Origin of the sequence: Streptomyces sp. NPDC005393, from assembly GCF_040606675.1 — a bacterium.
GTDB lineage: Bacteria > Actinomycetota > Actinomycetes > Streptomycetales > Streptomycetaceae > Streptomyces.
Genome location: NZ_JBEXFG010000016.1, coordinates 104,746 through 130,623, shown reverse-complemented (window position 1 = coordinate 130,623; position 25,878 = coordinate 104,746). Strand labels below are relative to the sequence as shown.

29 protein-coding genes and 1 pseudogene are annotated in these 25,878 nt (G+C 71.1%); 12 read left to right on the top strand and 18 right to left on the bottom strand.

The features are described 5' to 3' along the window. Nucleotides 1–125: 125 nt before the first annotated feature. The 3 genes from ABZS71_RS16555 to ABZS71_RS16545 all read right to left on the bottom strand — a co-directional run bounded on the left by ABZS71_RS16555 (nucleotide 126) and on the right by ABZS71_RS16545 (nucleotide 1,603). On the bottom strand, nucleotides 126–563 hold the full coding sequence (locus ABZS71_RS16555; protein WP_355849601.1) for an SsgA family sporulation/cell division regulator: 438 nt from the start codon (nucleotides 561–563) through the stop codon (nucleotides 126–128). A 355-nt stretch (nucleotides 564–918) separates the two neighbouring features. Continuing rightward, nucleotides 919–1,134, bottom strand: coding sequence for a DUF5326 family protein (locus ABZS71_RS16550; protein WP_355849604.1), 216 nt, complete (start codon nucleotides 1,132–1,134; stop codon nucleotides 919–921). A 151-nt stretch (nucleotides 1,135–1,285) separates the two neighbouring features. After that, complete coding sequence (locus tag ABZS71_RS16545) at nucleotides 1,286–1,603, bottom strand: cupin domain-containing protein (protein ID WP_355849689.1); 318 nt, start codon at nucleotides 1,601–1,603, stop codon at nucleotides 1,286–1,288. Nucleotides 1,604–1,669: 66 nt separating this feature from the next. Here ABZS71_RS16545 and ABZS71_RS16540 point away from each other — a divergent pair, with 66 nt between their 5' ends. From ABZS71_RS16540 to ABZS71_RS16520, 5 genes are all read left to right on the top strand, one after another. After that, entirely contained in the window at nucleotides 1,670–2,050 is a 381-nt protein-coding gene (locus ABZS71_RS16540) for a phage holin family protein (RefSeq protein ID WP_355849607.1), read from the top strand. Between the two features lie 24 nt (nucleotides 2,051–2,074). Beyond that, nucleotides 2,075–2,659, top strand: coding sequence for a low molecular weight protein-tyrosine-phosphatase (locus tag ABZS71_RS16535; RefSeq protein ID WP_356210675.1), 585 nt, complete (start codon nucleotides 2,075–2,077; stop codon nucleotides 2,657–2,659). Continuing rightward, nucleotides 2,656–3,801, top strand: coding sequence for a cystathionine gamma-lyase (locus tag ABZS71_RS16530; RefSeq protein ID WP_356210673.1), 1,146 nt, complete (start codon nucleotides 2,656–2,658; stop codon nucleotides 3,799–3,801). Before ABZS71_RS16535 ends, ABZS71_RS16530 begins: the two co-directional genes overlap by 4 nt. Before the next feature lie 200 nt (nucleotides 3,802–4,001). Then, a complete protein-coding gene (locus ABZS71_RS16525; RefSeq protein WP_356210670.1) occupies nucleotides 4,002–4,898 on the top strand; it encodes a LysR family transcriptional regulator in 897 nt (298 codons plus the stop codon). Nucleotides 4,899–4,940: 42 nt separating this feature from the next. Then, the gene (locus ABZS71_RS16520) at nucleotides 4,941–5,435 is read left to right on the top strand and encodes an NUDIX hydrolase (protein ID WP_355849619.1); all 495 of its coding nucleotides are present in this window, start codon (nucleotides 4,941–4,943) and stop codon (nucleotides 5,433–5,435) included. 98 nt (nucleotides 5,436–5,533) lie between these two features. Here the strand turns inward: ABZS71_RS16520 and ABZS71_RS16515 are convergent, their stop codons facing one another. The 11 genes from ABZS71_RS16515 to ABZS71_RS16465 form a co-directional block, all read right to left on the bottom strand. Beyond that, nucleotides 5,534–6,376 carry a pyridoxamine 5'-phosphate oxidase family protein gene (locus ABZS71_RS16515; RefSeq protein WP_356210690.1) on the bottom strand — a complete coding sequence of 281 codons (843 nt, stop codon included), beginning with the start codon at nucleotides 6,374–6,376 and terminating at the stop codon, nucleotides 5,534–5,536. Between the two features lie 93 nt (nucleotides 6,377–6,469). Further along, on the bottom strand, nucleotides 6,470–8,098 hold the full coding sequence (locus ABZS71_RS16510; protein ID WP_356210667.1) for a globin domain-containing protein: 1,629 nt from the start codon (nucleotides 8,096–8,098) through the stop codon (nucleotides 6,470–6,472). Between the two features lie 351 nt (nucleotides 8,099–8,449). Beyond that, nucleotides 8,450–9,082, bottom strand: a complete 633-nt coding sequence (locus ABZS71_RS16505; RefSeq protein ID WP_356210664.1) for an HAD-IB family phosphatase — start codon at nucleotides 9,080–9,082, stop codon at nucleotides 8,450–8,452. Nucleotides 9,083–9,136: 54 nt separating this feature from the next. After that, nucleotides 9,137–10,312, bottom strand: coding sequence for a hypothetical protein (locus ABZS71_RS16500; protein ID WP_356210662.1), 1,176 nt, complete (start codon nucleotides 10,310–10,312; stop codon nucleotides 9,137–9,139). An 86-nt stretch (nucleotides 10,313–10,398) separates the two neighbouring features. After that, nucleotides 10,399–10,941 carry a hypothetical protein gene (locus ABZS71_RS16495; RefSeq protein WP_356210659.1) on the bottom strand — a complete coding sequence of 181 codons (543 nt, stop codon included), beginning with the start codon at nucleotides 10,939–10,941 and terminating at the stop codon, nucleotides 10,399–10,401. Further along, nucleotides 10,938–11,648 carry a vWA domain-containing protein gene (locus tag ABZS71_RS16490; RefSeq protein WP_356210657.1) on the bottom strand — a complete coding sequence of 237 codons (711 nt, stop codon included), beginning with the start codon at nucleotides 11,646–11,648 and terminating at the stop codon, nucleotides 10,938–10,940. Before ABZS71_RS16490 ends, ABZS71_RS16495 begins: the two co-directional genes overlap by 4 nt. Before the next feature lie 29 nt (nucleotides 11,649–11,677). Next, entirely contained in the window at nucleotides 11,678–12,910 is a 1,233-nt protein-coding gene (locus ABZS71_RS16485; RefSeq protein ID WP_356210655.1) for a protein kinase, read from the bottom strand. Next, nucleotides 12,907–13,959, bottom strand: coding sequence for a serine/threonine protein phosphatase (locus ABZS71_RS16480; RefSeq protein ID WP_356210652.1), 1,053 nt, complete (start codon nucleotides 13,957–13,959; stop codon nucleotides 12,907–12,909). The genes ABZS71_RS16485 and ABZS71_RS16480 overlap by 4 nt, the downstream gene beginning before the upstream one ends. Beyond that, complete coding sequence (locus ABZS71_RS16475) at nucleotides 13,956–15,161, bottom strand: hypothetical protein (protein ID WP_356210650.1); 1,206 nt, start codon at nucleotides 15,159–15,161, stop codon at nucleotides 13,956–13,958. The genes ABZS71_RS16480 and ABZS71_RS16475 overlap by 4 nt, the downstream gene beginning before the upstream one ends. A gap of 76 nt (nucleotides 15,162–15,237) precedes the next feature. Continuing rightward, nucleotides 15,238–17,583, bottom strand: a complete 2,346-nt coding sequence (locus ABZS71_RS16470; protein WP_356210647.1) for a hypothetical protein — start codon at nucleotides 17,581–17,583, stop codon at nucleotides 15,238–15,240. 61 nt (nucleotides 17,584–17,644) lie between these two features. Continuing rightward, entirely contained in the window at nucleotides 17,645–18,040 is a 396-nt protein-coding gene (locus ABZS71_RS16465) for a hypothetical protein (protein WP_355849651.1), read from the bottom strand. A gap of 326 nt (nucleotides 18,041–18,366) precedes the next feature. On the opposite strand from ABZS71_RS16465, the gene ABZS71_RS16460 reads away from it, so the two are divergent. The 3 genes from ABZS71_RS16460 (at nucleotide 18,367) to ABZS71_RS16450 (ending at nucleotide 19,916) form a co-directional block, all read left to right on the top strand. Then, nucleotides 18,367–18,864: a DUF2269 domain-containing protein gene (locus ABZS71_RS16460; protein ID WP_355849654.1), complete on the top strand. Its 498-nt coding sequence runs from the start codon at nucleotides 18,367–18,369 to the stop codon at nucleotides 18,862–18,864. 87 nt (nucleotides 18,865–18,951) lie between these two features. Beyond that, a complete protein-coding gene (locus ABZS71_RS16455) occupies nucleotides 18,952–19,464 on the top strand; it encodes a MarR family transcriptional regulator (RefSeq protein ID WP_356210645.1) in 513 nt (170 codons plus the stop codon). After that, nucleotides 19,461–19,916, top strand: a complete 456-nt coding sequence (locus tag ABZS71_RS16450) for a GNAT family N-acetyltransferase (RefSeq protein ID WP_355849660.1) — start codon at nucleotides 19,461–19,463, stop codon at nucleotides 19,914–19,916. The genes ABZS71_RS16455 and ABZS71_RS16450 overlap by 4 nt, the downstream gene beginning before the upstream one ends. Before the next feature lie 10 nt (nucleotides 19,917–19,926). Here the strand turns inward: ABZS71_RS16450 and ABZS71_RS16445 are convergent, their stop codons facing one another. Both ABZS71_RS16445 and ABZS71_RS16440 read right to left on the bottom strand, forming a co-directional pair. Further along, nucleotides 19,927–20,205 (bottom strand): SGNH/GDSL hydrolase family protein, encoded by a 279-nt coding sequence (locus ABZS71_RS16445; protein ID WP_356210688.1) that lies wholly within the window; start codon nucleotides 20,203–20,205, stop codon nucleotides 19,927–19,929. Nucleotides 20,206–20,316: 111 nt separating this feature from the next. Continuing rightward, nucleotides 20,317–21,717, bottom strand: coding sequence for a serine hydrolase domain-containing protein (locus ABZS71_RS16440; RefSeq protein ID WP_356210643.1), 1,401 nt, complete (start codon nucleotides 21,715–21,717; stop codon nucleotides 20,317–20,319). Between the two features lie 74 nt (nucleotides 21,718–21,791). Here ABZS71_RS16440 and ABZS71_RS16435 point away from each other — a divergent pair, with 74 nt between their 5' ends. Together ABZS71_RS16435 and trxA are read left to right on the top strand one after the other, a co-directional pair. Next, nucleotides 21,792–22,259, top strand: coding sequence for a MerR family transcriptional regulator (locus ABZS71_RS16435; protein ID WP_356210641.1), 468 nt, complete (start codon nucleotides 21,792–21,794; stop codon nucleotides 22,257–22,259). After that, a complete protein-coding gene (trxA, locus tag ABZS71_RS16430; RefSeq protein ID WP_356210639.1) occupies nucleotides 22,256–22,594 on the top strand; it encodes a thioredoxin in 339 nt (112 codons plus the stop codon). The genes ABZS71_RS16435 and trxA overlap by 4 nt, the downstream gene beginning before the upstream one ends. Nucleotides 22,595–23,289: 695 nt before the next feature. Here the strand turns inward: trxA and ABZS71_RS16425 are convergent. After that, nucleotides 23,290–23,853, bottom strand: a complete 564-nt coding sequence (locus ABZS71_RS16425) for a GNAT family N-acetyltransferase (RefSeq protein WP_356210636.1) — start codon at nucleotides 23,851–23,853, stop codon at nucleotides 23,290–23,292. Nucleotides 23,854–24,148: 295 nt separating this feature from the next. Beyond that, the gene (locus ABZS71_RS16420) at nucleotides 24,149–24,928 is read right to left on the bottom strand and encodes a methyltransferase domain-containing protein (RefSeq protein WP_356210633.1); all 780 of its coding nucleotides are present in this window, start codon (nucleotides 24,926–24,928) and stop codon (nucleotides 24,149–24,151) included. Nucleotides 24,929–25,123: 195 nt separating this feature from the next. Here ABZS71_RS16420 and ABZS71_RS16415 point away from each other — a divergent pair, with 195 nt between their 5' ends. Beyond that, nucleotides 25,124–25,765 carry a Tn3 family transposase gene (locus tag ABZS71_RS16415; RefSeq protein WP_356210630.1) on the top strand — a complete coding sequence of 214 codons (642 nt, stop codon included), beginning with the start codon at nucleotides 25,124–25,126 and terminating at the stop codon, nucleotides 25,763–25,765. Between the two features lie 20 nt (nucleotides 25,766–25,785). Continuing rightward, nucleotides 25,786–25,836, top strand: a pseudogene (locus tag ABZS71_RS16410) (hypothetical protein); the annotation flags it as partial. Nucleotides 25,837–25,878: the final 42 nt, after the last annotated feature.

Here is a 25,878-nt window from a genome sequence, read left to right as displayed (position 1 = left end):
AAGCCTTCAACTCGTCGTCGATCCGGGCGTAGAGTGCCGTTGCGAGGGTGTCCAGGTCTTTCGTCACACATTGACATTGGGCGCCCTCGTGCCATGTCCGCAGGCGAACCCTTGGACTCATTCATCTAGCCCGCGTACCGGTCCTCGGCGAGGATGCGGTCCAGCTCGGCGTCGAGATCGCCCACCGGATCGCATGCCGCCGGCTCCTCTCCGAACGGGACCAGCCGGTCCGTACGGTCCAAGAAGGCCACCAGGGGCGCGGCCCCGGCCCGGAACAGGGCTCTCTCGCTTCCCACTTGGAGCCTGATGAAGACGTCCGAAAGCCCCTCGGGCGAGGCCGGGGCGATGCGCACGTCCCCCTCGCCGGTGGGTCTGCTCAGCCCGTCCAGCAGCAGCTCCCGGGCGAAGGCCCAGCTCACCGGCGCGTCGCCGGGCAGATGGAAGGTGATCTCGACCGCGTAGGGGTCGCTGCTGTCATAGGACAACTCGACCGGGATCCGGAAGGAGAGGTCCTGCGAGACCAGGAAGGTCATCGTCACTTCCGCCTGAACCGTGTCACGCATGTCACGCATCGTTCGCCGCCCCGGGTTGTTTACGCTTGGCCGACTCTGGAGCGTAGCGACTCAACTGCGGTGCGGAGTCGCTTTGCCTCATGTGAGGGAACGGAAATGGCCAGTGTTGCCATGGTGGAGCCCACGGGGCCGGGCGGCCCCGGCCCGGGGCGCGGGAGATCGGGGCCGGCTCACCGGCCGTATCGATGTTCGCTGTCGTCAACAGGCACCCCCGGGGTGTGTTGCGAGGCAGACGACGCCGAGAAGGAGAACGCCGAGGTCTCGCACTCTAACGGGAGTGGTGCCGCGTGGCCGTTGGCCGCCCCGCGGTATCCCTCGCGCGGCGTACTCGCGCGAGGCCGCGGGGTCACCAGTCGCGGGACGACGAAGAGGAGGTGAACTTACGTACGACGTAGATCAGACCGGCGATGAGCGCGACCAGCAGCAGCGCCTTGAAGACCAGGCTGATGACGAACCCGAGCACGCTCATGATCAGACCACCGAACACGGCGAGGACGAGAACCGGCACCGCGATCCAGGTCACCCACCACGGCAAGCCCTGGAATATCCCCTTCGTGGCCACGTTGCTCCCTGCTTTCTCTCCGACGCGTGGGTCCGGACGCCGACGGCCGGTTTCCCCTGCCGTCGATGCTAGGGCGGGACAGAAGCGGACGGAGACGCCGCAGCCCCCGTCCTCCCCTGACCGGACCCCTACGGGACCGGTACCCTCCGGATCAGCTCTCAGGCGGAGAGAACACCACCAGGACCCGCAGGTCCTCGGTGATGTGGTGGAACTTATGGGCCGTGCCCGCGGGCACATACACCACGCTGCCGCGCGCCACCTGGGTCGTCTCCATCCCCACCGTGATCGATGCCCGGCCGCTGACCACCAGATACACCTCGTCCTGGCCGTGCGGCGACTGGGGATCGTTCTGGCCCGCGTCCAGCGCGTAGAGCCCCACGGACATGTTCCGCTCGCGCAGGAACTGCAGATACGCGCCGTCGTTCGCGGCGCGCTCCGCCTCCAGCTCATCCAGCCGGAACGCCTTCATTCGTCTCTCCACCCCTGTCTACCGTGCCCCTGCCCGTCGCCGGGCCTGTCTGCGACGATCTCAACCATGAAGAATTTTCTCGTCAAGACGATCGCGAACGCCGGCGCCCTCGGCGTCGCCATTTGGCTGCTCAAGGACATCACGCTGACCGGTGAGAACACCGGCCGCAAGACGCTCACGCTCATTCTGGTCGCGCTGCTGTTCGGCGTGGTGAACGTGGTGGTCAAGCCGATCGTCAAGCTTCTGGCATTTCCGCTGTTCATCCTGACCCTCGGGCTGATCACCCTGGTGATCAACGCCCTGATGCTGCTGCTGACCTCCTGGCTGGCCGGGAAGTTCGATCTCAGCTTCCATGTCGAAGGCTTCGGCACCGCCCTGCTCGGTGCCCTGATCATTTCCATAGTCGCGTGGGCCCTGCATGTCGTGCTGCCCGATGACGAGGACTGATCGCGGCCGGGGATGATGGGAGGCATGAGAGACCCGTCGCCCTACCGTGTCTGCTTTGTCTGCACCGGCAACATATGCCGGTCGCCGATGGCCGAAGCCGTCTTCCGCGCCCATGCCGGGGAAGCCGGGCTCGACGGTCTCGTCGAGGTGGACAGCGCGGGCACCGGGCCCTGGCACGAGGGCGACGGGGCCGACCGCCGCGCCATCGCCGTGCTCACCGCCCACGGCTATGAGCAGGACCACACCGCGCGCCAGTTCCAGGCCGCGTGGTTCGACCGGCTCGATCTGGTGATCGCGCTGGACAGCGGCCATCTGCATGAGCTGCGTGCCCTCGCGCCGACCCCGCACGACGCGGCGAAGGTACGGCTGCTGCGCAGCTACGACCCCGACGTCGACCCGGACGCGCTGGGCGGGCTGGATGTGCCGGACCCGTACTTCGGCGACCCGGACGACTTCGAGAAGTGCCTGGAGATGGTCGAGGCCGCGAGCGGTGGACTGCTGGACGCGGTCGGCGAGGCCCTCGCCGCCGCGCCGGCTCCCCGGGAATCCGCCGACGCCCCGGCCAACGACGCCGCCGACGCCCCGGCGGCGGGGAAGGAGCCCGTATGACCGGCGACGGCACCCGCGCCGTACGGGCCGGGCTGCCCGAGGCGGAGGCGTACGAGCCGACGCTGCCGGGCCCGGTCTTCGCCGCCCACTACCACCTTCCCGGCGACGCCACCGGCCCCTACACCTACGGGCGGGACGCCAACCCCACCTGGTCCCTGCTGGAGCGGGCGATCAGCGAGCTGGAGTCCCCCGGCACCGACGCCGAGACGGTCGTCTTCTCGTCCGGTATGGGCGCCATCTCGGCCGTACTGCTGTCGCAGCTGCGCCAGGGCGACGCGGCCGTGCTGCCGTCCGACGGCTATCAGCTGCTCCCGGCCCTCAGCGAGCGGCTGGAGAGCTACGGCGTCGAGGTGCGCACCGCCCCGACCGGCGGCGACGCCCAACTGGCCGCCCTGGACGGCGCCCGGCCCGCGAAGCTGCTGTGGCTGGAGACCCCGTCCAACCCCGGTCTGGACGTCTGCGACATCCGCCGTCTCGCCGAGGCCGCGCACGCGCGCGGCGCGCTGGTCGCCGTCGACAACACGCTCGCCACGCCGCTCGGCCAGCGCCCCCTGGAGCTCGGCGCTGACTTCGCCGTCGCGAGCGGCACCAAGGCGCTCACCGGCCATGGGGACGTTCTGCTCGGCTATGTGACCTGCCGCGATCCGCGGCTGGCCGCGGCGGTGCGCGTCTGGCGCAAAACGGTCGGCGCGATTCCCGGCCCCATGGAGGCATGGCTCGCCCATCGCTCCCTGGCCACCCTCCAGCTGCGCGTGGACCGCCAGGCGGCGACCGCCCTCGCGCTCGCCGAGGCGCTGCGCGACCGCCCCGAGATCACCGGGCTGCGCCACCCCGGTCTGCCGGCCGATCCGGCCCACCGCGTGGCGGCGGCGCAGATGCGCGGCGGGCGCTTCGGCTGTGTGGTGTCCTTCACCCTCCCGGACAAGGGTCACGCCGAGCGCTTTCTGGCCGCGCTGCGGCTGGTGGACGACGCCACCAGCTTCGGCGGCGTGCGCTCCACGGCGGAGCGGCGCGGACGGTGGGGCGGCGACGCGGTGCCGGAAGGCTTCATCCGCTTCTCGGTGGGCGCGGAGGATCCGGACGATCTGATCGCCGATGTGCTGCACGCGCTCGACGCGGCACACGATACGGAGCGTGGCTGAAAGCGAGCGGGTACGCCTGTGCGGGCGCCTCAAGCCTCCCCCCTCGTGGCTTGAGACGCCCCGGTTCTTCACGTGGAGAACCGCTCGAACAAGGCTAGTTGACTCAGCGTCAGTGTCCAATCACAGTAGCGACATGGACCTATCGCCATATTTATAGTTGGCATGCGTCGGGGGTGGTGCGTCGAGGCGAGGGGAACCGCATGGATCTGGCCCTCCTACGCACCTTTGTCGCGGTCCACCGCGCCGGGTCCTTCACCCGCGCCGCCGCGCTCCTCGGGATCTCCCAGCCCGCCGTCACCGGCCAGATCCGCACCCTGGAGCGGCAGCTGGGCCGCCCCCTGTTCCTCCGTACCGCGCGCGGCGTCGTCCCCACCACCGTCGGGGAAGAGCTCGCCCACAAGGCCGCCCCGCATCTCGACGCGCTGGTGGAGATCACCGAGGCGGGTCTGGACGACAGCTCCACGCTGCGCACCTTGCATCTCGCGGGCCCTCCGGAGTTCACCGCGCTGCGCGCCCTGCCCGCGCTGACCACGCTGGTCGCCCAGGGGCTCGCGGTGCGGTGCGCCTTCGGCAGCGCCGAGGAGCTGTTCGAGGGGCTGGCCGCCGGCCGCCATGAGCTGGTCATCACCACCGCCCGGCCGCGCGGCCGGCTGCTGGCCGCGACCCCGCTGTGCGACGAGGAGCATGTGCTGATCGCGGCACCGCGCTGGGCCGCCCGGCTCGGCGGCTCCGCGGTCCTCCAGGTCAAGGGTGTGAGCGCGCTGGAGGCCCTGCCCGTCGTCGAGGTGCATGAGAGCCTGCCGCTGGTCACCCGCTACTGGTCGGCCGTCTTCGACACCCGTCCGGTCACGGCGGGCACGATCATCGCGCCCGATCTGCGGGCGGTGCTCGCGTGCGTCGCCGAGGGCGCGGGGCTCGGCGTACTGCCCCGCTATCTGTGCATGGACGCGCTCGACGCCGGGGAGGTGGTGGCGCTGCTCAACCCTCCGGTGCCGCCGCTGCGCACGTATTTCCTCGTCGTACGGACGGGTGCGCTCGCACTGCCGCATATCGCGCGGGCGCACGAGTGGCTGCTGCGCGCGGCTGTCGACTGGTGAGTAAGTGGTTTCACCGGGCGACGGGTGCGGCAGATGTCCTGCATGACCGAACGACCCGTGGTCAAACGCACCGCCCGCGCCATCCTGCTCGACGGCGAGACCGACTTCCGCATGGTTCTGATCAAGCGGACCAAGCCCGGTGAAGCGCCGTACTGGATCACTCCGGGCGGCGGTGTGGAGCCCGAGGACGCGACCGTCGTCGACGCCCTGCACCGCGAGGTGGACGAGGAGCTGGGCGCCAAGGTGACGGATGTGGTGCCCGCCTTCGTCGACACCGTTCCCCACCCCGATGAGGGCACCCCGGGCGCGGACGGGGTGAAGGTGCAGCACTTCTTCCTCTGCAGACTGGCGTCGATGGATCTGTCACGGCGGCACGGCCCGGAGGTGGACGAGCCGTGCGGGGAGTACGAGGTGGTGCGCATCCCGTTCACCCGCGAGGGGATCGCCTCGGTCGATGTGGTGCCGCCGTCGCTGCGCGCCTACCTCGACGCGAACATCGAGGGCGTCCTGGCGCTGCTCGCGGACGACCTCGGCTGAGCGCGGCCGGACTCCAGCCTCGCTCAGCCGCGCTCCAGCCTCGCTCAGTCGGCGCTCCAGCCTCGCTCAGCCGCGCTCCAGCCGGGCTCGCGCTGCGCTCAGCGGAACCAGCCGCTGAACGGCTGCTCGACCCTCCGGGCCGCCCGCTGACGCGCCTCGGCCAGCACCCGCTCGGCCGCCTCGCGCCACTCCTCGGGGCGCGGCACGGGTCGGCTCGCCCCCTCCGGGGCCGGTACGGGAGGCGTCCGGCGCCCCTCACGCGCCTCGGCGGCGGCGCCGAAGAAGTCGCCGCCCTTGCGCTTGACGTCGTCCGTCCCCCAGTCCTGCTCCCGGTCGCGCTCCCGGTGCTCACGGTCGTGCCCCCGGGCCGCTTCGCGCTCCGGGCCGCGGTGCCGGCCATCGGCGGCGCCCCGGCGCTGCGTGGGGACCTTCTGCAGATGCGGGATGTGCTTGGCGCAGTGGATGTACGCCTCCTCGACGGTCACCTCGACCCATACCACGGCGCGCCGCCCGGGCACCGGGTCGACCGGAAGGCCGGGGTGCGCCGCGCGCATCGCGGCGTCCTCCACCACCCGGGCCCGGCCGTTCACATGCAGCCCGATCCGGTCGCGGAGGAAGTCGACCATGAGAATGCCGAGGTGCGGGTTCTCCTCGATATTGCCGAGGCTGGCCAGCACGCCGTTTCCCCGGTATTCGGGATAGGCCAGGGTGCGTGCGTCGAGCACCTGCAGAAAGCCGGGCGGCCCGGCCCGGAAGGTGCTGTCGCACTCACCGTGCCGGTCGGCGGTGGCCAGGAAGAACATCTCCTGGCGGCCGATGAACTCCCGCATCCGGACGTTGAGGTGATCCAGCACCTGGTCGTCGTAGAAGCGGTCGGCGCGCTCGACCGTGCCCAGACGCCGCTGCAGCAGATGCTCGCCGTCGCTCCCCGGACGCCCCATGCGCGCGTCCAGGTGCTCCGCACTCTCCACTGTCGTTCTCCCCGTTCTGATTCACCGTTGAATCGCCGGAATGTCTGTCTGGTGTGCGTGTTCCTATTCCGCCGCCGCCGCGAGCTCTTCGATCGAGTCGTGGCGTATGCGGTGGGACGGAATGCCGATGCCCATCAGGGTGTCGACGCCGCTGCGGATCATCCCGGGCGGCCCGGAGAGATACGCGTCGAACGCGTTCCACGGCCCGTACTGCCGCACGGCATCGGGGAGTCTGCCGCTGAGTCCATTGGTCGGACCGTCGGAGACGACCGGGCGGACGGAGAGCCATGGATGCCTCTGCGCCAGCCGCAGCATGGTGTCGATGTCATAGAGATCGTGATCGCTGCGGGCGCCGTAGAAGACCTCGACCGCCCGCTGACGGCCGTGTTCGGCGACATCCTCGACCAGCGCCTTGATCGGCGCGATCCCGGTGCCCCCGCCGAGGCAGAGCAACCCGTTGTCGGTGGAGTGGTCGACCGTCATGGAACCGGCGGGCGGGCCCAGGCGGATCACATCGCCGGGGCGGGCGCGGTGCACCAGCGCGGAGGAGACCCACCCGGCCGGAACGGCCTTCACATGGAAGGAGAGCAGCCCGTCGGTGCGCGGCGCCGAGGCGAAGGAGTAGTACCGCCATACGCGCGGCCACCACGGGGTCTCCAGCGAGGTGTGCTGGCCCGCGAGAAAGGGGTACGGCTGGTCCGGGCGGACGGTGACGACGGCGATGTCGGAGGTGCGCCGCTCATGCCCGACCACCTCGGCATGCCACCAGGCGGGGGAGCGCAGCTCGTCCTCGGCCGCCGAATCGATCATGATCTGTGAGATCCCGGTGTAGGCGCGCACCCAGGCCGCCTCGGTCTCATCGCTCCAGGAGTTGACGGCGTAGCGGGTCAGCGCGCCGATCAGACACTCGCCGACCGCCGGGTAGTGCTCGGGCTGCGTGCCGTACTTACGGTGGCCACGGCCGAGCCGGGAGAGGAAGTCGGTGAGGATGTCGGGGTCGTCGACGAGTCTGGCGGCGGTGAGCAGCGCCTTGAAGAGCCGGTCGCGCTGGGCGTCCATGGCGGCGGGGAAGAGCGGCCGCAGTTCGGGGTGCTGGACGAAGAGCAGCGCGTAGAAGTACGAGGTGACCTTGTCGCTGACGGGCTCGATCTCGGCCATCGTGCGGCGCAGCAGAATCGCGTCGGGCGAGGCCGCCTCGGGCGCGGTGAAGGCGGAGTCGAAGGCCGGCCGGACGTCCTGCGGGGCCGGCGTCTCATCGGGGCGCTGATGCTCCTCGCGCCCGCGGAAGGCGGTCTCGCGGCCCGTGGAGGCGGGCCCGGGCGCGGGGGGCGGTACGGAGCCGGCGGGCCGTGCTGACCCAGGGTGCCGTGCGGACTCGGGGTGCCGTGCGGACTCGGGGTGCCGTGCGGACTCGGGGTGCCGTGCGGACTCGGGGTGCCGTGCGGACTCGGGGTGCCGTGCGGGTTCAGGAGGCCGTATGGACTCGGAGGACTGCGTACGGCGCTCGGCTCCCGTGCCGACCGGCCGTATCGGGCTCACCGGACGGCTGGGCGCCCGCTGCTCGGCCTCCTGGTCCGGGGTACGGGTCTGATCCTCGGCCGGTTTCCTGCTCGGGGTGAACCAACCCCAGTCGCCACTGTTTCCGCCGGGTCCGTCGTTGCCGGCCGACGACGTGGTGGTCGGAGCGTCCATGGTTGCCTCGCCTCGAACATCTTTCTGTCGGTCTTCGCACTTCCGCAGCCGGAATGTGCCCGCAATTCCCCGTTCTGGTGCACTGGTTCACGTGAGATTCGTCCTGACGGCCCGCTCCATACTCTCTTCCGGGCAGCATGCCACGCTCGTTCTCCGTCCCGGGCACATAGCCCGAAGTCCGGGAAACGGCGACTGTGTTCCCGTTATGCTGGTTGGCCTGGGTTGCCCGGTTGTGCCCCCGTCACAGCGTGCTGCACGGAACCGGACTCGACCCTACCGGGCCGGGATGAATTCACAAGCCCCAAGTGCAACACCCTCATTACACCTGCCAACTCGGGTAATTACCCGTAGTTACGGGCGGTAACCTGCCAATTCGTAAGCCTCCCGAAGATCACGCCCGGTATACGCACACGATGCGATCTCGCTCACATGGTGGTCCGCGTTCACCGCGACCGAGAACGGCACCACCGTGAACAGCTCCGCATCCGACATCGAATCCCCGTAAGCCACACAGTCGGCCCTGGTCAGCCCGAACTTCGCACAGAGTTCATCGGCGATCCGGACCTTCGCGGCGGGGGTGAGGATCCCGGCCGGATTCACCGGCTCCCGGAACGGCACCGAGGGCCACGCCGACCCGTGGGTCGCGTCCGCGCCCCACTCCAGCAGCCGCTCCACGAAGAAGCCGGGCGAGAGGGAAATCACGGCACAGCGCTCGCCCCGCGCCCGGATGTCCGCCCACACCTCGCGGATCCCCGCGAGCCACGGCGCCCCCTCGAACGCCGCCAGCACCTGCGCCTCCGTCAGCCCCGCCCACAACGCACAGGCCCGCTCCGCGAACTGCGCGGGACTCAGCTCCCCACCCGCGAACGCCCGCTCCAACGCGCCGATCTGCCGCTCCAGGCCGAGCTGACGGGAGATCTCGATGGCCGCGGCGGAGCCGTGGATGAGCGTCCCGTCCAGATCGAACAGATGCAGTCTGGTCATGGAAGCCGAGCGTAGACGGCACGGCGGGGCCCTCGTCCGGCGGCTGCTGTTCGATCAGCTCGGGGAAGGCTCCGGCACGAGCGTCTCCTCGCCGATCCGCACTCCGTCACGTGTGATCGTCACCACACCGCCGTGGATGCGGTAACGGTACGGTGCGTTTTCGGCCAGGTAGCCGTCGTCGGTCTTCTGCGCGGGCATCGAGATCCCCTGCTCGCGACCGTCGGCGTACTCGCCGTAGTAGTAGAGGTCACCCCCCGTCGTCCGGCAGAGAACGATGTTCTTGGTGTTGCCGCTGTCCGCGTTCCGCGTATGGAACGCTTCGACCAGCTCGGCCCCGTCGCCACCGGGCAGCGCGGACGCGATGCGCTGGGGGCACGAACCCGCCGCGCCGGCCGAGGAGGAGGGCTCCGGGTCTCCGGAGGAGCCCATGGACAGATCGGCCCAGTCACATCCGTTGAGCAGCGCCTGAAAGACGAAAGCCAGCAGGAGAAAGCCGAGGCACCCCTTCAGGCAGCTCTTCCCGTCCGAGGACGGGGTGGTGCGCGGGGGCGTGCTCGTCGTCCCCCGGGGCGGCGTGGACGACGTGGGCGGGGGTGGCGAGGGCGAGCCGCCCGGGGTGTAGCCGACGGACCCGCCGCCGCCCGGCGGCGGGTAGAAGACATCGGCCGGCTCTCGGCGGGGCGGCGATGACCGCGGGGCCGAGGAGCTGCCACCGGATGGCGTACCGCGGGTCGTACCGGGGCGCGTCGGACGGTAGGGGGCGGAGGCGCCGGTCCCCTTCGCGGAGCCGGGCGACGTGGCCGTCTTCGCGGTCTTCGATGCGGTCTTCGCGGTCTTGGCGGTCTTCGACGCGGTCGGCGGCTTGGCCGGCTTGGGTTTCGTCGCCGCCTTCCAGGCGGTGTCGCACACCAGGCAGGAGAGGGACGTCGCCGCGTTGCGCGTATCGCATTTCAGGCAGGTCCAATCCCCCGTCGGGCGGGAGACGGGACGGCGCGCCGCCCCGGAGGCGGTCCCCTTGGACGGTTTGGCTCCGCCCGACGCCTTGGACGCGCCCCCGCCTTTGGCTCCGGACCCGCCCGGCCTGGAGGTACCGGTCCCGCCCTTGGGCGTGCTGGCCTTGGGCGTGCTGGCCTTGGGAGCACTGGCCTTCGGAGCACTGGCCTTCGGAGCGCTCGGCTTCGTGGCGCGCGGCTTGCTCTCGTCACAGACGATGCACGCGCCGTCGGTCACGCCATTGACCGTGTCGCACATCGGGCACCGCCATGTTCGCCCCGGCACCTGGTGTCCCTCCCTTCCCGTCCTGCGCCGGACGCCGTTCAGTCCGTGCCGGGGCTCTGCCCGGCCTGCCGGGCCACGAGCCGTTCCACCACGTCGGCGTACAGCTCTTCGGTCACCGGGCCCGCCGGGAACGCGATCCAGTCCGCTTCGCCGTACGGGACACGGAGCAGCGGGCCGTCCTCGGCCTTGAGCTCCGCGCCCCCGGACTCCTCTTCCGCGGCCTCGATGTCCTCGGCCTCGCCGCCGTCCTCGGCTTCGGTGTCGTCCTCGGCCTCAGCGTCGTCCTCAGCGACGTCCTCGATGCCGCATTCACGCCGGATGTCCTCGACGAACCGCCCCGCGGTCCCGGTCCGCTCCTCCTCCACGTCCAGCCGGAACTTCAGAAACCCCGTGGCCTCCGCGCCCCCGGTCCGCACCTCGAAGACCAGTTGCGCACCCGCGTCCTGCCGGGCCAGCGGCCGCAAGGTCACCGAGGCGCACCACTGTGCGGGCACCCTCAGCCCGGCGCCCGGCCCCCAATCGACTGCCAGGAAGCCCTCGCCCACATACACCTCGGCGCCCTTGCAGCGGAGATGACTCACAGGCTGTTGGCGATCGTGTCGATGATCTCGTCCACCTCGAACTCCTGCAGGCCCTGTCCCGCCTTGGACGGGAAGTGCAGCGTAAGGTCCCACTCCTCCGCGATGGCCTCGCTCCACGGCTCGTCGTCCGGGGCGAAGAGCACGAGCCGCTTCGCGGACTGCTCCATGACCGCGGTCTGGCTGCGGGCGTAGCCCCACTGCTCGAACAGCTCATCCATGCTGCGCGGGATGTTCGCCGGATACGTCTGCGCGTTGACGCCGACCTTGCCGAGGGGGTGGGCGGGCGCGTCCGTGAACATCACGATGACGTGCCGCCGCCGGTCGAGCCCGGTCTCCCAGGGTGAGTTGACCGCCAGGGCCAGCGCCTCGAGCGCCGATTCCGGGATGTCGCCGCCGCCCCGTGCGTCCACTCCGCGGATGAACGACTCGAACTCCGCGGCCTGCTCCGGGAGGCGGAGGAAGCCGGTCTGCTCGATGGCGTCATCCGCGTTGTCGCCGAAGTCCCGGAAGGCGATGACCCGCAACCGGAGCTGGCTGATCGCCTTGCCCTTCTCCGCCATCACGGCGTTGAGCCGCGCGTGAAAGCCGAGCGCGCTGTCCTTCACCGAGTCGAGTACGGGGAACATACTGGCCGTCGCGTCGAGGCACAGCACGATGTCCACGGCGTACTGCAAGTTGCCCTGGTACCTCTCGATGTTCGCGTTCACGTGGGTTCTCCTCCGTTTGGTGCGAGTGCTCAGTCCTTGCGACGGTCACCCAGGTTGATCCGCACCCGCGAGGTACGTCCGGACGCGGGCTTCTCGGCGGCCGGAGCGGACGCGGGCGCGGCGGCCGGCCTGGGAGCGGGAGCGGGGGCGGGGGCGGGCTCGGGGGCCGGCGCGGCCTCCGGTGCGGGAGCGGGCGCCGTCGGCGTACGAGGCCGGGAACCGCGCCCGGAGCCGCCCTTGAGGTTGGTGCGCAGCCGGCTGGTACGCGGTCCGCCGGACCCGCCGTCGCCCGACCCCGGGGTGGGCGGGGCAGCGGCGGAGGACTCCGCCGCGGGCTTGGTGGTGCCGGGGCGTGGCGGACGCTTGCGCCGCAGCGCGCATACCTCCGGGTCCTTGAGCGCCGTGAGGTAGGCGGCCATCCGCGGCCTGCGGCCCGGCGCACCTGACGTCATGGCTCGTATGAGCCCCGCCATCGCATCCGTCAGCCGGTCGTCCACCCGCAGTTCCGCCCCGGCGTTGACCGCGTCCGCCGGGGAGCCGAAGCGCTCGTCGTGGCGCGGGGGCGCGCCCGTCAGGTAGTAGTGCGTCATCACGCCGAGCGCGAAGATGTCGACGGCCGTCGTGAGGTCCTCGGGCCGGGTGTTCTCGTCCTCCTGCACATAGCGCCGCCACTCCGGCGCCCCGTACAGCGAGTCTCCGGCCACCTGCTGGCGGCCCGGCGGCTGTCCGCTCAGATACGAGTCATCGAAGTCGATCAGCTTCGCGGTGTGGAAGGCGTTCCCGTCCCGCTTCTGCACCAGCACATTGGCCGGTTTGAGATCGCCGTGCACCACGTCGATGTCGTGCAGCAGCTTCAGACTGTTCGCGAGCGTCTTGAGCAGGATGGACTTGTGCCGCGGGTCGAGGGACTGAGGCTTCTCCAGGGTGGAGTTGTCGATCCGTTCCGTCACCTTGTAATAGGTGCTGCCCTCGTGGAAGAAGTCGGTGGCCAGGACGAGGTTGCCGCCACCGATCGCGTCGGGCCGCAGCCGGTCCATGATGGCCCGGTGCCGGTTCTCGAAATCCTGGCACGCCTCCAGGCGGAGCTGCCGGCTCTTCGCGGACGCGGTGGACCCCTCGCGGGGGCGCTTGGGCTCCAGGAATCGCTTGATGAAGTACTCGCGTCCGCCCATTCTGGCGAAGGCCCACATGCACTTGCCGCCGTTGGCGTTGGTCGGCTCGCTGACGATCTGGTAGCCCGCGATGGAGTCACCCAGCTTCATACCCGCTCCTCCCGCAGTGGCGGCATGTGCTTCTCGTAGTAGGGGCGGTAAGCGAGCCAGGTGTCGTCCTGCCAGCGGTGGTAGCCGGCGGGATCGTCGGTCTCGGGGGTGGTGGCGGTGCACAGATGCCGCACGGCGTCGTAGCGCTCGCTGAAGGCGCTCCGCAGTGTCATGAAGTCCGGGAAGCCGAGGGCCACCAGCGCGAGCGAGGCATCGTCCCCGGTGTATGCCTCCACGCGCCTGGCGAGCCGGTCGGCCCATTCGCCCTCGGTATGCGACTTCATCAGCGTGCTCAGCAGCACATACTCGAAGTCCGCGGGAGTGCGGACGTATCCGAAGAAGCCGTCCGTCGCGCACAGCAGCACACAGGGGAGTCTCGCGCTCCTGAGCTGCGTATCGATGACAAAGTCCCGATCGGCGCAGACGACATTGGTCATCGGCGGGTCCTGGCGGAGCTGGGCGAGCGCGTCCGTCTCCTCCGTGTGGTCGCGGGTGAGCGCGGCCAGGCCCGTGCCGGGGTCCAGTTCGTACGCTCTCGAGTCCCCGGCCCACAGCGCGCGCAGCGTGACCCCGTCGCCGCGCACCTCGTACTGGATCCCGGCCAGGGTGGTGGGCAGTTCCCGGCGCATCGAGCCCACGATCTTGCTGCGCTGCTGTGGGCGCGCCACGTCCTGTACCTGGCGCAGCTGGGCGTGCAGCCGCTCCGGGGCGTCCGACCCGCCACGCAGCACCACGTCGGCGAACCACGACTCGACGCCCAGCCGCGCCACCCGTGAGCCCACCCAGGCCCCGGTCTGCTTCCGGCCGAGCCGGTCGGTGCGGGCCACCGAGGAGCCGGAGCCGCCCGAGCCGTCGAACACGGCGAGCAGACCGCGTTGGCCCGGCCGGTGGAACAGCGCGAGCGGCTCCGCGTCCTCGCCGCGGCCCGACCGCTTCTCGGTCCGTACGACGATCGAGGAGAGCCCCGGCTCGCCGTGCTCCCAGATCTCGCGCGGCGGGGTCTCGCGCGGGGGACCGTCATGCCGCTCGACCGCGACGTCGTCCGTCACCGGGCGCCACCGCCGTCCCGCTTGCCGCCGCCGGGAGGACGGACGCCACGGACCCGGCTGACCCGCCGCTCGCCCTCGCCCTCGCCCTCGCCCGGCCCCGGGCCGGAATCAGGCTTCGCGGCGGATGTACGCGGTTCCGGTGCGCGCGGTGCCTCCGGTTTCCGCGTCGGCAACGGCTCGGTGACCGGTTCATCCTCCGGCGGCCCCGCGTCCCTCGGGGTCCGCAGCACCTCGCCGCGCAGCGCGTCCCGCCGCTCCGGTTCCGCTCGGCCGTCCTCGGTACTACCGTCCGCTGCCCGGTCCGTACGGCCGTCCGAGCGGCCCGCACCCGACGCCCCGGCGGTCAGCGAGCCGCGCAGCCTGCCCCGGCGGCTGCCGCCGATGGGCCCGCCGCCGCCCAGCACCTCGTCGATGACGGCCCGCTCCAGCTCGGCCTGCTCGAAGGGCTCGCGATGCGCGTCGCCGCGCTCCAGGACCATGCGCATCGCGTGCAGACGTGCCTCGCGCTCTTCCGCCTGGCCCTTCTCGACCCATTCGAGAGCCGCCCGGGGCCCCTCACGGTCCATGATCTCCGCGATGAGCCCCTCATAGCCGTCCTCGCGCAGCATGTCCACATGGCGCTTGCGGCGCATGCCGTTCAACCGTGTCTCGCGGACGACGTCGCGGAACTCCCGGCCGCTGGTGGCGACTTCCTCCTCATCGACCAGCAGCTCCACATGGATGTTGCGCAGCCTGATGGCCGAGTCACCGGTGAAGTCGCGCACCGAGGCGTTGAGCGCCTCCTCCGCCTCATGGAACTCGGCGATGTCGTAGTCGCGCGACACCCTGCGGAGCATCCGCTTCATATGGGCGTAGAGAGCGCCGCTCATGTCCCGGATGCCCCGCGCCACCACCTCGGCGGGCTCGATGACCTGCGCGATCAGCTCGACCCGGCCGCGGAAGGCGAAGGTGGCGTCCCGGCTCAGCAGATCGACGCTGAGCACCAACCGGTGCTCCGTGGTGTCGACGGTGAACATGCTCTGATACGTGCCGAAGCGGGCATCCGGGACGTCCTCCCCCGGCCGCACCGTCAGCGCGGACCCGCTGTCCGGCACCAGCACCAGGGCCCGGCCGGGCTGCGGGGGGCGCAGCGGGCTGAGCAGCCGCATGCGGGGGAGGGCCTGGCTGTCCAGCACAGGGTCGTAGGTCAGTTGGTTGTCCATCAGCCCTTCCCTTCCGGCCGTGGCGGCCGCGTCTGCTCGGATCGGTCGTCTTGACGCCGGTGCCGATACCGATGGGTCATCGCGCCTCCCGTTCCAGCCTTCGCGCCAGCTCGGCGGAGCGCCGCGACGGCGCGTCGCGGTCGGCGCCCCACCGGCGGAGCCAGTAGACGAGCCGGTCGTGATGCTTGCCGGGCCGCCTGGAGATGCCCCGCAGCAGGCCGAGGACGGCATCGGGCGCGGCGAGGTCCCGATCCGCGTAGTCGTCGATCCATTCGCGCAGGGCGTCGAGCGCCAGTTCCTGGACGGGCTTACGGGCCAGCGAGCGGGCCCACAGCTCCTCCAGCCGGCCGCGGTACTCCCGGGTGGCGCAGAGACTGAGCAGCAGCGGAACACCCGGGACGCCCCGCCCCGCCGTCCCATCGCTCCGGACACCCGCCCCCTCCGCCCGCACCGGCTCCTCGTACGGCCTGCGCACCGCGAAGACGAACGCCGACAGCGACTTGACGACCATCGGGGAGACGTCCTGCGGCTCGGACCAGGCGATCAGCGCGTCCAGCACAGGCGCCGCCCGGCCCTGGTGGAGCAGATGCACCCCGCTCCAGGCGACCGGGGTCAACGTGCCCCAGTCGTCACCGCGGTCGAGCGCACGGTGCAGGAGGGCCAGCGCGCGCTCGGGGTCCCTCCTGCCGAGCGGACCGCCCACCGTGTTGGCCGCGGTCGCGGCCAGCCGTCGCGCGTACGCGGACGTACCGCCCGACGCCCACTCGTGCAGCTGCCCCCACACCGCCTCGTCGGCCCCCGGCCGGCTGCCGGCCACGCCGAGCGCGGTGGCGGCGGCCTGGCGCACCGGCCAGGAGGTGCTGCCGGCCCAGGTCCGCAGAAAGCGGTGCAGCGCGTAGTGGTGGTCGGCCCAGGCGAGGATGCCGGCGGCGACCGCGGCCCGGGCGCGCACCTCGATGTCGTCGTGGGTGAGCAGTCGGCGCAGCCAGGTGAGGATCGCCGCACGGCGTCCGTCCAGGGTGGTCCAGGCGTACGCGAGGACGACCTGCTGCAGCAGCGCGCTGCGGAACCGCACCCGGGGCGGGCCGAGTGCCGGGGCGGTGCCGCCAACGCCCTTGGTGGTGAGCTCGATCCACGGCTGTTCATGGCCCAACCGGTCGCGGAACCGTACGTCCGGCGGGGCGTCGTCGGCCGGCGAGAGTGCCGCGCGCAGCTCCACGGCCGCGTCCGCGACAGTGAGATAGCCGGACCCTTCCAGCACCGCGGCCGCGATGGCGAAGGCCACGGCGTCCGGGTCCCGGTGCCGGGTGAACCATGCGTGCACCTGATCGCTGGGGTCGCGCAGCGCGGCGACCTCGGCGACCAGGTCCCCGCCCGCGCGCAGGACGGAGGCGAGGCGCACGGCGTTGCGCGGCGCGGGCTGCTCCCGCAGCGCCTGCCGCGCCCCGGATTCGGTGAGCAGCTTCCGCAGAGTCTCGGCCGGTTCGGGATCCTCGCCGTGCCCGAGGACGCGGCGCTCGACGACGGCGACGGGGTCCACGGCGGTGAGGCCGTACCAGGCGGCGTGGTCGCCGGCGAGGCCGGCGACGGTCACGGCGAGCTCCTGGCTTCCGACCAGCACCAGGAAGCTGTTGGCGGCCTTCAGTTTCGCGGCCGTGCCGGCGAGGCGGCGCACCTGCACACCCTCCGGTGCGCGGTCCGCGCCCGCCGAGTCGTCGAGGAGCACCAGATAACCGCTGTTCCGGTCCGGTTCCCAAGCGGGCCGGGTGATCTGCCCGGCGTCGAGGACCCGGTGGCAGGCCCCGCCGCCGTCGCTTCCGCCCACCGCGACGGCCATCGCCATCGCCTCGGCGAGCAGATTGACCGCCGTGGCCTCCCGGCCCGCTCCGGGCAGCGCGGTGAGCACCAGTAAGAAGCGCTCGGTCAGCGCTTCGAGCGCCTCGTGGTAGCCGTCGGGGTGAACGTAGAGCTCGGTGTGGTCGGCGAGTTCGTAGTCCTCGATCCGGACCACCGAGCCGTCACCACCCGCGGCGCCGCCGCTCGGCGGACCGCCGTGGCCCCCGTCGCCGGAGTGGAACCCTCCGCCGAAGCTCACGCTCCCGTTGAAGACCGCGACCGTGCCCATCCGGGTCGCGGAGACCTCGGAGTTGATGCGCTCGGCGATGGGGTCGGCGAGCGCCGCCGCCCGCACGGCCTCTGCTCGCTCCGGCTCGTCGTGGCCGCCCCCTGAGGTGAGCGACTGAAGCGCGTCGGCCTCACTGACCGGACCGTCTTCCTCCGGTCCGGGCTGCGCCGGGGGCCGGGAGCCCGGTGTGCCCGTGCCGTTCGGGTCGTTGTCGGCATCGCGGCGCTCGTCACCGCCGTCGGGCGGCTTCTCGGGCCCTTCCTCGGTTCCTTTTCCCGCGGGTGTTTCCCTGCTCACGTTCGTCATGGAGATGCGGATGTCCCAAGGCCGTGATGATCGCCGTGGCCGTACGGCAGGGTCAGGAGGTCTTCCAGTCGCCGTGGACCTCGACCTTGCTGTGGAAAACCTGGGCGTTCTTGATCAGCGCGGCGTTGACGGACGCCCGGCCGCCGCCCTGGGCCGCCACGGCCTCCTCGACCATGCGCCGCACATCGTCCTCGAAGGACGGATCGCGCAGCATATGAGCCTGCAGCATCCGCTGCAGCAGATCACGCGCGCCCTCGTCGTCCGGATTCCGCCGCGCCTCGTCCAGCGCGCCCTCGGCGGCGCTGTCACCGCTGAACCGCGCCCGGATACGCTCCAGCAACCGAGCCCCGCCGCCCCACGACGAGCGGCCCGCCTCCTGGCCCGCGGATTCCAGAGCTCCCTTGACCACCAGTGCGGTGCAAGCGACCGCAACGGTAATGGGATCCATGCTCCCCCGTCCCCCCATGCTCGAACGCGACGTGATGCCGCACGCCACGTATCTGTCCACGTTAGGGGCCACAACCCAGCACGATCACGCCGTTACAGAGAATGACCGAAAGTCGCCCATCCCTCTCCCCCCTTATAGCCGTCGCGCTGTCGCCATCACCTGCCACCGTCGCGCTGTCGCCGTCGCCCTGCCACGGTCGCCCTGCCACGGTCGCCCTGCCACGGTCGCGCTGCCTTCCGAGCGCTGCCACGTACTCGGTATCGCGTACGCGCGGATACTCCCGCCGTCAGACGCCGCGCGGGCCGCGGCACGCGACGGTGGTGGCCATGCAGCAGCTGAAGCGCCCCGTCCGCCGGGGACTCCTCGTCGTTCATGTCGTCGTCTCCGTCGGCTGGCTCGGGCTGACCCTCGGGATGCTGGCTCTCGGGATCACGGGGGCCGTCGCCGGGTCGGCCGAGGAGGCCGGAGCGGCGTACCGGTCGATGAATGTGCTGGGCGACTGGCTACTGATTCCGGTCAGTCTGCTGGCGCTGGGCAGCGGGGTCGTACTGTCCCTGGGGACGCCCTGGGGGCTGGCCCGCTACCGGTGGGTGTGGGCGAAGTTCTGGCTGACGCTGGGGACGACCGCCGCCACGGCGTTCGCGCTGCGCGCCCGTATCAACGCCGCGATGGCCGATGTGACGGCGGGCCGGGCGGTCGGGGCGACCACCGATCTGATCCTGGCCCCGTCGGTCAGTCTGAGCGTCTATGTCTTCCTCACCGCGATCTCGGTGGTCAAGCCATGGGGGCTGACCGCGCGCGGGCGGCGGCTGCGCGGACGCTGATCTCCGGCGCCCTCGATACTTGCCTACGCGGTCTATTTCATCCCTGCACTACCGTGGATCCCGCTCACCCACTGAGGGAGGGGTCCCATGCCGGACGAGCCGCACGGCGCCACCGCCCCGCCCACCGGGCAGGCGCTGGCCCAGGGCTGGGGCGCCCTGTCCTCCCTGCACGGCCGGATCGAGGCGCATATCGAGCGTGCGCTGCGGGCCGGGCACGGTCTCAGCGTCCGCGAGTTCGCCGTGCTCAATGTGCTCAGCGGCCAGCACGACGGCGAGGGCGGACATCTGCAGATGAAGGAGCTCGCCGACTCCGTCGTGCTCAGTCAGAGCGCCACCACCCGGCTGGTCGCCCGGCTGGAGGCCTGCGGTCTGCTGTCCCGCTACATCTGCCCGACCGACCGCCGTGGCATTTGTACGAACGTCAGCCGCGAGGGGCTCAGGCTGCTGGAGGAGGCGCGGCCGACCCATGACGCCGCGCTGCGCGAGGCCCTCCAGGACGCCGCCCGGCGGCCGGAGCTCGCACCGCTCGTGACCGCCGTCGAGGGGCTGTGCTCCCCGTCGTTGGCTCACGGCGTGACCGACCGTAGGCTCACGGCGTGACCGACTTCGAGATCCGGCGCGCGACCGCCGATGACATACCCGCGATCGTGGCCTTGCTGGCCGACGATCCACTCGGCGCCACGCGGGAGTCCCCCGACGACCCGGCTCCGTACCGGGCCGCCTTCGAGCGGCTTGAGCGGGATCCGAACCAGCGGCTGGTCGTCGCGGTCCGGGACGGCCGTACCGTCGGCACCCTCCAGCTCACCGTGGTCCCCGGGCTCTCCCGGCGCGGCGCCACCCGCTCGATCATCGAGGCGGTCCGGATCCACTCCGATGAGCGTGGCGGCGGGCTCGGCACCCAGCTGACCGAATGGGCCGTGGAGGAGTCGCGCCGCGAGGGCTGTGTGCTCGTGCAGCTGACCTCGGACGCGACCCGTACCGACGCCCACCGCTTCTATGAGCGCCTCGGCTTCGAGGCCAGCCACGTCGGCTTCAAGCTCCCGCTCGCCTGATCACGCCTGATCACAGGGTGTTGAGGTCGATGGCCTCCGCCATCCGCCGGTAGCCCGCGTCGTTCGGATGCCTGAAGTCGCCCGAGTCGTACGCCGGGTCGAGCGCGAGCGGATCGGACGGCGTGGCCATGACCTCGGCGAAGTCGACCACCGCCTCGAACGCGCCGGAGGTCCGTATCCATTCGTTGATCGCGGCGCGCCTCGCCTCGGCGCGCGGGGTGTGGTATTCCGCGCCCGGACGAGCGCACGGCGGATCTCCTTGAGGCGCGGGGAGAACGGAGGACCGGATGGCCCCGTTCGGGAACCAAACCTGCCGCGCCCGGCACGCCCCACCCAGCCCCCGGCCGTACGTACCACCGCCAGGGTCAGGCCGGCGCCCCCCTGCGCTTCGCGGGCCCGGTCAGAGCGTGCGCCAGCCCTCCGGGTCGACGCCGCCGGGCACCGCGCCGTCCGGTGCGTACGGCTCCCGCGTGAACACGAAGGTGCCGAGGTCGAGATGGGCGGGCGCGCCGTCCTCGCCCTCGACCACGCGCAGCGTCTCCCCCGCGTAGTAGCCGTCCAGGCCGGTCCAGCTCCCGTTCGGCTCGGCCCTGAAGCGCGAGCCGCGGCCCTTCCCGCCGACCGGGGACAGCTCCAGGGCCCGGTCGGCACGCAGCCGCAGCACAAAGGGGTTGGCGCCCCAGTACCAGGGCCCGGTCAGCGCCAGCAGCGCCGGATCGGCCTCGGGCAGCGGCCGCCAGGGGTCGGGGATACGGGGCTCGTGCTCCGCCACGATCCCCACGAGGTCGGCGGCGAGGGCACTGACGGCGGGCCCGGAGGTGGCGTTGGCCAGCGCGATCCCGGCGAGCCGGTCCTCCGCGCTCACCCACAGGGTGGCGAGAAAGCCGGGCATGGAACCGGTGTGGCCGTGCAGGAACCGGCCGCCGACGCGCACCAGCTGCACCCCGAGGCCGTAGCCGCCGTCCCAGTTCTCGCCGTCGGGGGCGACCGCGGGCGTCCGCATCTCGGCGAGCGTCGCGGCGTCGAGCACCCGCTCGTCCCCGTCCAGCAGGAAGGCGGCGAAACGGGCCAGGTCCCCGGCGGTCGACCAGAGCTGTCCGGCCGGGGCCATCCGCCCGGTGTCCTCGGCCGGTTCGGGCAGCAGCACATCGGCCCACGGGTGCACGGCCCATCCCCCGGCGTGCGGGGCCCGCGGCTCCAGTGATGTACGGACCATCCCCAGCGGCTCCAGCACCTCACGGGCCAGCACCTCGCCCCAGGGCGCGCCCCGCACCCGCTCGACCAGCGCGCCGAGCAGCGCGAAACCGGGGTTGGAGTAGTGGTGGCGGCGGCCGGCGGGGTGGACCAGCGGGCGCTCGCCGAAGATGTCCGCCGTCTCGGGGCGCAGCGCGCCGGGTGTGCGCTCCCACCACGGGCCGCGCGCCTCGGCGGCGAGACCGGAGGTGTGGGAGAGGAGTTGGGCGACGGTCGCACCCTCCGCCTCCGGCACCTCAAGGTGCTTGGTCAGCGGATCGGCGAGGTCCAGCAGCCCCTCGTCGCGCAGCCGCATCACCAGCACCGCCACAAAGGTCTTGGTCAGCGAGCCGATGCGGTACTGGGTATCGGCGTCCGGTGCGTGCCCGTCCACACAGCTGCGCGACCCCGTCCACACCAGCCGCCCCTCCCGCACCACGGCGCCCACCAGGGACGGGGCACGCCCCTCGGCCTGGCCGACGGCGACGCGCCGCAGCAGGGCGCGGCGGGTGGCGGGCAGCAGCTCCGCGAACTCATCGGAGGATGGGGAGAGGTGGGATGCGGTCATGTCCGCACCCTACGGCGGCCGGCCCGGACGTGTGCCTGGCTTTGACGTCAGGGTCAAGGTCTACCGTCGTCGTCATGCGGATCGGAGAGCTGGCCGAACGGGCGGGAACCACCACCCGCACTCTGCGCTACTACGAGTCGATCGGACTGCTGCCCGCGCGGCGCGCCGACAACGGATACCGGGCGTACGACGAGGACGATCTCCGGCTGCTCCGGCAGATCCGCACCCTCCAGGACTTCGGCTTCGGACTGGAGGAGACCCGGCCGTTCGTGGAGTGCCTGCGCTCCGGGCATCCGGCCGGTGACTCCTGCCCGGCGTCGCTGGAGGTGTACCGGCGCAAGCTGGCCGAGCTGGACGACTGCATCGCGCGGCTGAGCGACGTACGCGAGCAGGTCGGGGCACAGCTCGCCGAGGCGGAACGGGCCAGGGCGGCGCTGGAGACCGCGGCCACGGCACCGGGCGGGCCGCCGGAGCCGCGCTGCGAGCTGACGCCGCCGGAAGAGGCCGTCATGGCAACGACACCACCGGGAGACATGACATGACACAGACGCACACCGGGGAAGTGTCCGTGATCACGGACACCACCTTCGCCGAAGAGGTACTGGCGGCCGAGCTGCCGGTGCTCGTGGAGTTCACCGCTTCCTGGTGCCCCCCGTGCCGGATGATCGCGCCGGTACTGGCGGAGATCGCGCGGCAGGAGGCGCACCGGCTGAAGGTGGTGGAGCTGGACGTGGACCAGAACCCGGGCACCACGGCGACGTACGGCGTGCTCTCGATGCCGACGCTGATGGTGTTCCGGGCGGGCGAGCCGATGCGGTCGATGGTCGGCGCCCGCACCAAGCGGCGGCTGCTGGAGGAGCTCGCCGATGTGATCTGACACCACACCACGGCGGCGGCCCGGGCCGACGGGGGCCGGGCCGACGAGGGCCGGGCCGACGAGGGCCGGGCCGACGGGGGCGCCTGGGCTCGGGCCTGGGTAGAGGGTCCAAGTTCGCATGACCAATGACCCAGGTGCTGAGCTGAGGTTTTAGCAAGCGTCCACGCGCAGGTCAACGAAGTTACGTCCGAGTAGCTTGACCAAAACTCCTGCCTCGGAGCTACATGGGGCATCCCACTCACTCTGCCATGCGGATGTGAGCCGCCGCGTGCTGCTTTTTGGCTGAAAGCTCCGGTGGACCGCTGACCTCGATCATCTCGCCGGGGCTACGACGTGCCCGGCAGTCCCGGCGCACCGCGGCGTTCGGCCCTGCCCGCGTGCGGATGCACACCCGGTGCCGACGAACCGGCTGAGTGAGGGCGTGATCAAGTGATTATTCGAGGAGGCTGGGGAAGCGAGCGTCGGCTGACCGCGATCAGCGTGACGACCCCACCGAAGCGCTTTCCATGGGGATTGGACGCATACAAGGACGGCTACCCGCCCCGTGGCGGAACCCTTCGGCTACGCCGGCGCCTACCTCGGCATCGCCGACCTCTACCAGTTGGGCGCCCGCTCCTACGACCGGACCACCGGTCCGATTCGCCCGACCCGTCCCGTCCGCCGGCCAAGAAACCAGGGCAGCGGCCCCCCACCCGCTAACGGTCCTGTTTGAGGTCGTGCGCGAGCGCCGCGTAGATGTACTCGCTGCCCCAGCGGTCGCCATCGAGGTCGTTCTCGATGAGATGCGCTTCTCTGCGCATGCCCAGGCGCTCGCAGAGCCGAACCGATCCGGTGTTCTCGACGTCGAGTCGGGCGAACAGCCGGTGGACACCGAGTGTGCCGAAGGCGGCTGCGGCCAACGCCGCGGCGGCCTCACCCGCGTAACCGTGGCCTTCGTGGCCAGGGTGCAGGCTCCATCCGATCTCGCCCTGACGCGATCGGGCGTCGGCCAGCGTGAGGGAGACCTCTCCGATGACCCCCGGCTCTTCCTGACGGCAGAGCGCCAGTGAGAGTTTGTCCCCCTCGACGCCCCACGATGTGACCGCCGACCGCTCAGCGGCGACCGCCTCGCAGTCCTCCCGTGTGTACGGGGGCCGGTAGAGGTATCGAGCGACGCTCGCCAACCCCTGATACGCGAACAGGTCATCGGCATCGCTCGGAGTGAACAACCTCAGCGAGAGCCGGTCAGTCGTGAGGGGTACCAGGGAAGTGATGTCCACGCGATCTCCTGTGTGTTCACCGGCGCGGAGGCCCGCGCCCTTCGGCTGTGCCAGGGGCGATTCCTGGTTACCCGTCGGGGATGCGCAACGGCGACATGTGAGGGGGAGGCAGGATAGGCGGGGTAGACAACGGGGTCGGCCCGGTCCGGTGGCCTCCCCGCGCGCCGACGGCAGCGGAGCGGCCGCCCTGGCACTTCCGGTTCCGGTACGCGGCGACTTGGACCCGGGGCTCGGCTCGACTCGCTGAGGATGCGAGTTTCCACGCACCGCGAGACCGTCCTCATCACCGGCACGTTCACCGGCGGTCTTCTCCGGCGATGAGGAGCCGGTAACCATAGTCGATCGCGTCCTCGGCCAGCAGCTCCGCGTGACGCTGCTCCCAATCCCCAGAGGACAGATCTTCCCTGAGCCTGTCCATGGCCGGCTCGATTACCTCGGCAGGCAGGACGGCGAGGCTCGAACTCGCCTGCCGCACGACCGGGTCGAGGTACTGCTCCGGCCGACGCCAGAACGCGGCCAGGAATCCGTCGGTGAAGTCGTGCGGGACGGGAAAACTCAGCACGGTGTGCGCCTGGAGGCTCTCTGCGACCTCGGCCACTGACGTGAAGCGGGCGTGGTCCAGGTCCCGGATCTCCGGGAGGTACTCGGAGACCAGCCACAGCTCGCGCGTGTGGCCGGGATCCAAGGTGAGGACGACCTGGCGCCTGGCGACCCGCCGCAGTTCACGGAGCCCTTGGTGCAGGTCGGACCAGTGGTGGACCGTCAAGATGGCCATTGCCGCGTCAAACGAGCCATTCTCGAAGGGCAGGTCTTCTGCGCCGGCCTGGACTTTGTGTGGGCCGGGGTGCTGGTCGAGCATCACTTGTGAGGGGTCCACCGCGGTCACATCGGCGTCCGGCGGCTCGTAGGATCCGGCCCCCGCACCGACGTTCACCACGGTGCGGGCGCCTCCCAAGGCATCGTGGATCATTGCAGCCAGCCGCGGGTCGGGGCGGCGGACCTCGCGGTAACCGAGGCCGATGCGGTCATAGGCGGCCGACGCTCCGGCTGAGGGGAAAGAAGTCACAGGGGGCATTCAATCGGTGTTCGGGGACGATTCCCAGAGATTTCTGAGCCGAAGATGCAGTCTCGGTTCGAGAGCCCCGGGGGCTACTCCCGGAGGACGGGGCCGGTATCCATGTCGCTGGGCCATGCCGTGTTCGAACATCGCGGCTGGGGACATCCGCAGCCCCGGCAGCCCGGGGTCGACCAGACTCGTGTGGGGCCGCCGGTGATAGACCACCGCCACCCACTCGCGGGATTCGTGCCCTGCGGAGTCTGGGAAGCGGTCTACCTGATCGACTCCCTCCTGCAGAACCAGTCGGCCGCGCAGCCGGAGCAGATCCACGCCGATACGCAAGGCCAGTCGTTCCCTGTCTTCGGGCTCGCCTGCTTGCTCGGCATTGACCTGTTGCCCAGGATCCGCAACTTCCAGGACCTCACCTTCCACCGTCCCGACCCCGCGGTGCGCTACCGCCACATCGACCAGTTGTTCTCCACTGACCCCCGCACCGCCATCGACTGGGACCTCATCCGTCGCCACTGGCCCGACCTCATGCAGGTCGCGCTCTCGGTCGAGCAGGGCACCGTCTCCTCGGTCACTCTGCTGCGCAGGCTGAACAACCGGTCGCGGAAGAACCAGATCTACCAGGCCTTCCGCGAGGTAGGGCGCGCGGTACGCACGGCCGTGCTGCTGCGCTATCTGTCCGACCCGGCGCTGCGGGAGCAGATCCAGCGGGCGACGAACAAGGCCGAGGCCTACAACGGGTTCACCAAGTGGCTTCACTTCGGCAACGCCGGCTGGTTGACCAGCCGTGACCCGGAACTACAGGACAAAGCAGTCAAGTTCCTCGACCTCCTGCCCCGAGTGTGATCTTCTCGACCACCATCGACATGAGCGAGACGCTGTCCCGGATGGCCCGCGAAGGCTGGACCGTCCATGCGAGTGACCTGGCGGTGCTCAGTCCCTACCGGCGCGAGAACGTG

What these genes read in the sequence shown, in the direction of transcription:
- ABZS71_RS16510 (WP_356210667.1), bottom strand. Translation starts at nt 8,098, where the DNA reads ATGGACGCTCCGACCACCACGTCGTCGGCCGGCAACGACGGACCCGGC.
- ABZS71_RS16475 (WP_356210650.1), bottom strand. Translation starts at nt 15,161, where the DNA reads ATGGACAACCAACTGACCTACGACCCTGTGCTGGACAGCCAGGCCCTC.
- ABZS71_RS16455 (WP_356210645.1), top strand. Translation starts at nt 18,952, where the DNA reads ATGCCGGACGAGCCGCACGGCGCCACCGCCCCGCCCACCGGGCAGGCG.
- ABZS71_RS16440 (WP_356210643.1), bottom strand. Translation starts at nt 21,717, where the DNA reads ATGACCGCATCCCACCTCTCCCCATCCTCCGATGAGTTCGCGGAGCTG.
- ABZS71_RS16515 (WP_356210690.1), bottom strand. Translation starts at nt 6,376, where the DNA reads ATGGGGCGTCCGGGGAGCGACGGCGAGCATCTGCTGCAGCGGCGTCTG.
- ABZS71_RS16525 (WP_356210670.1), top strand. Translation starts at nt 4,002, where the DNA reads ATGGATCTGGCCCTCCTACGCACCTTTGTCGCGGTCCACCGCGCCGGG.
- ABZS71_RS16555 (WP_355849601.1), bottom strand. Translation starts at nt 563, where the DNA reads ATGCGTGACACGGTTCAGGCGGAAGTGACGATGACCTTCCTGGTCTCG.
- ABZS71_RS16420 (WP_356210633.1), bottom strand. Translation starts at nt 24,928, where the DNA reads ATGCCCCCTGTGACTTCTTTCCCCTCAGCCGGAGCGTCGGCCGCCTAT.
- ABZS71_RS16545 (WP_355849689.1), bottom strand. Translation starts at nt 1,603, where the DNA reads ATGAAGGCGTTCCGGCTGGATGAGCTGGAGGCGGAGCGCGCCGCGAAC.
- ABZS71_RS16435 (WP_356210641.1), top strand. Translation starts at nt 21,792, where the DNA reads ATGCGGATCGGAGAGCTGGCCGAACGGGCGGGAACCACCACCCGCACT.
- ABZS71_RS16485 (WP_356210655.1), bottom strand. Translation starts at nt 12,910, where the DNA reads ATGAAGCTGGGTGACTCCATCGCGGGCTACCAGATCGTCAGCGAGCCG.
- ABZS71_RS16505 (WP_356210664.1), bottom strand. Translation starts at nt 9,082, where the DNA reads ATGACCAGACTGCATCTGTTCGATCTGGACGGGACGCTCATCCACGGC.
- ABZS71_RS16520 (WP_355849619.1), top strand. Translation starts at nt 4,941, where the DNA reads ATGACCGAACGACCCGTGGTCAAACGCACCGCCCGCGCCATCCTGCTC.
- ABZS71_RS16530 (WP_356210673.1), top strand. Translation starts at nt 2,656, where the DNA reads ATGACCGGCGACGGCACCCGCGCCGTACGGGCCGGGCTGCCCGAGGCG.
- ABZS71_RS16465 (WP_355849651.1), bottom strand. Translation starts at nt 18,040, where the DNA reads ATGGATCCCATTACCGTTGCGGTCGCTTGCACCGCACTGGTGGTCAAG.
- ABZS71_RS16535 (WP_356210675.1), top strand. Translation starts at nt 2,075, where the DNA reads ATGAGAGACCCGTCGCCCTACCGTGTCTGCTTTGTCTGCACCGGCAAC.
- trxA (WP_356210639.1), top strand. Translation starts at nt 22,256, where the DNA reads ATGACACAGACGCACACCGGGGAAGTGTCCGTGATCACGGACACCACC.
- ABZS71_RS16460 (WP_355849654.1), top strand. Translation starts at nt 18,367, where the DNA reads ATGCAGCAGCTGAAGCGCCCCGTCCGCCGGGGACTCCTCGTCGTTCAT.
- ABZS71_RS16540 (WP_355849607.1), top strand. Translation starts at nt 1,670, where the DNA reads ATGAAGAATTTTCTCGTCAAGACGATCGCGAACGCCGGCGCCCTCGGC.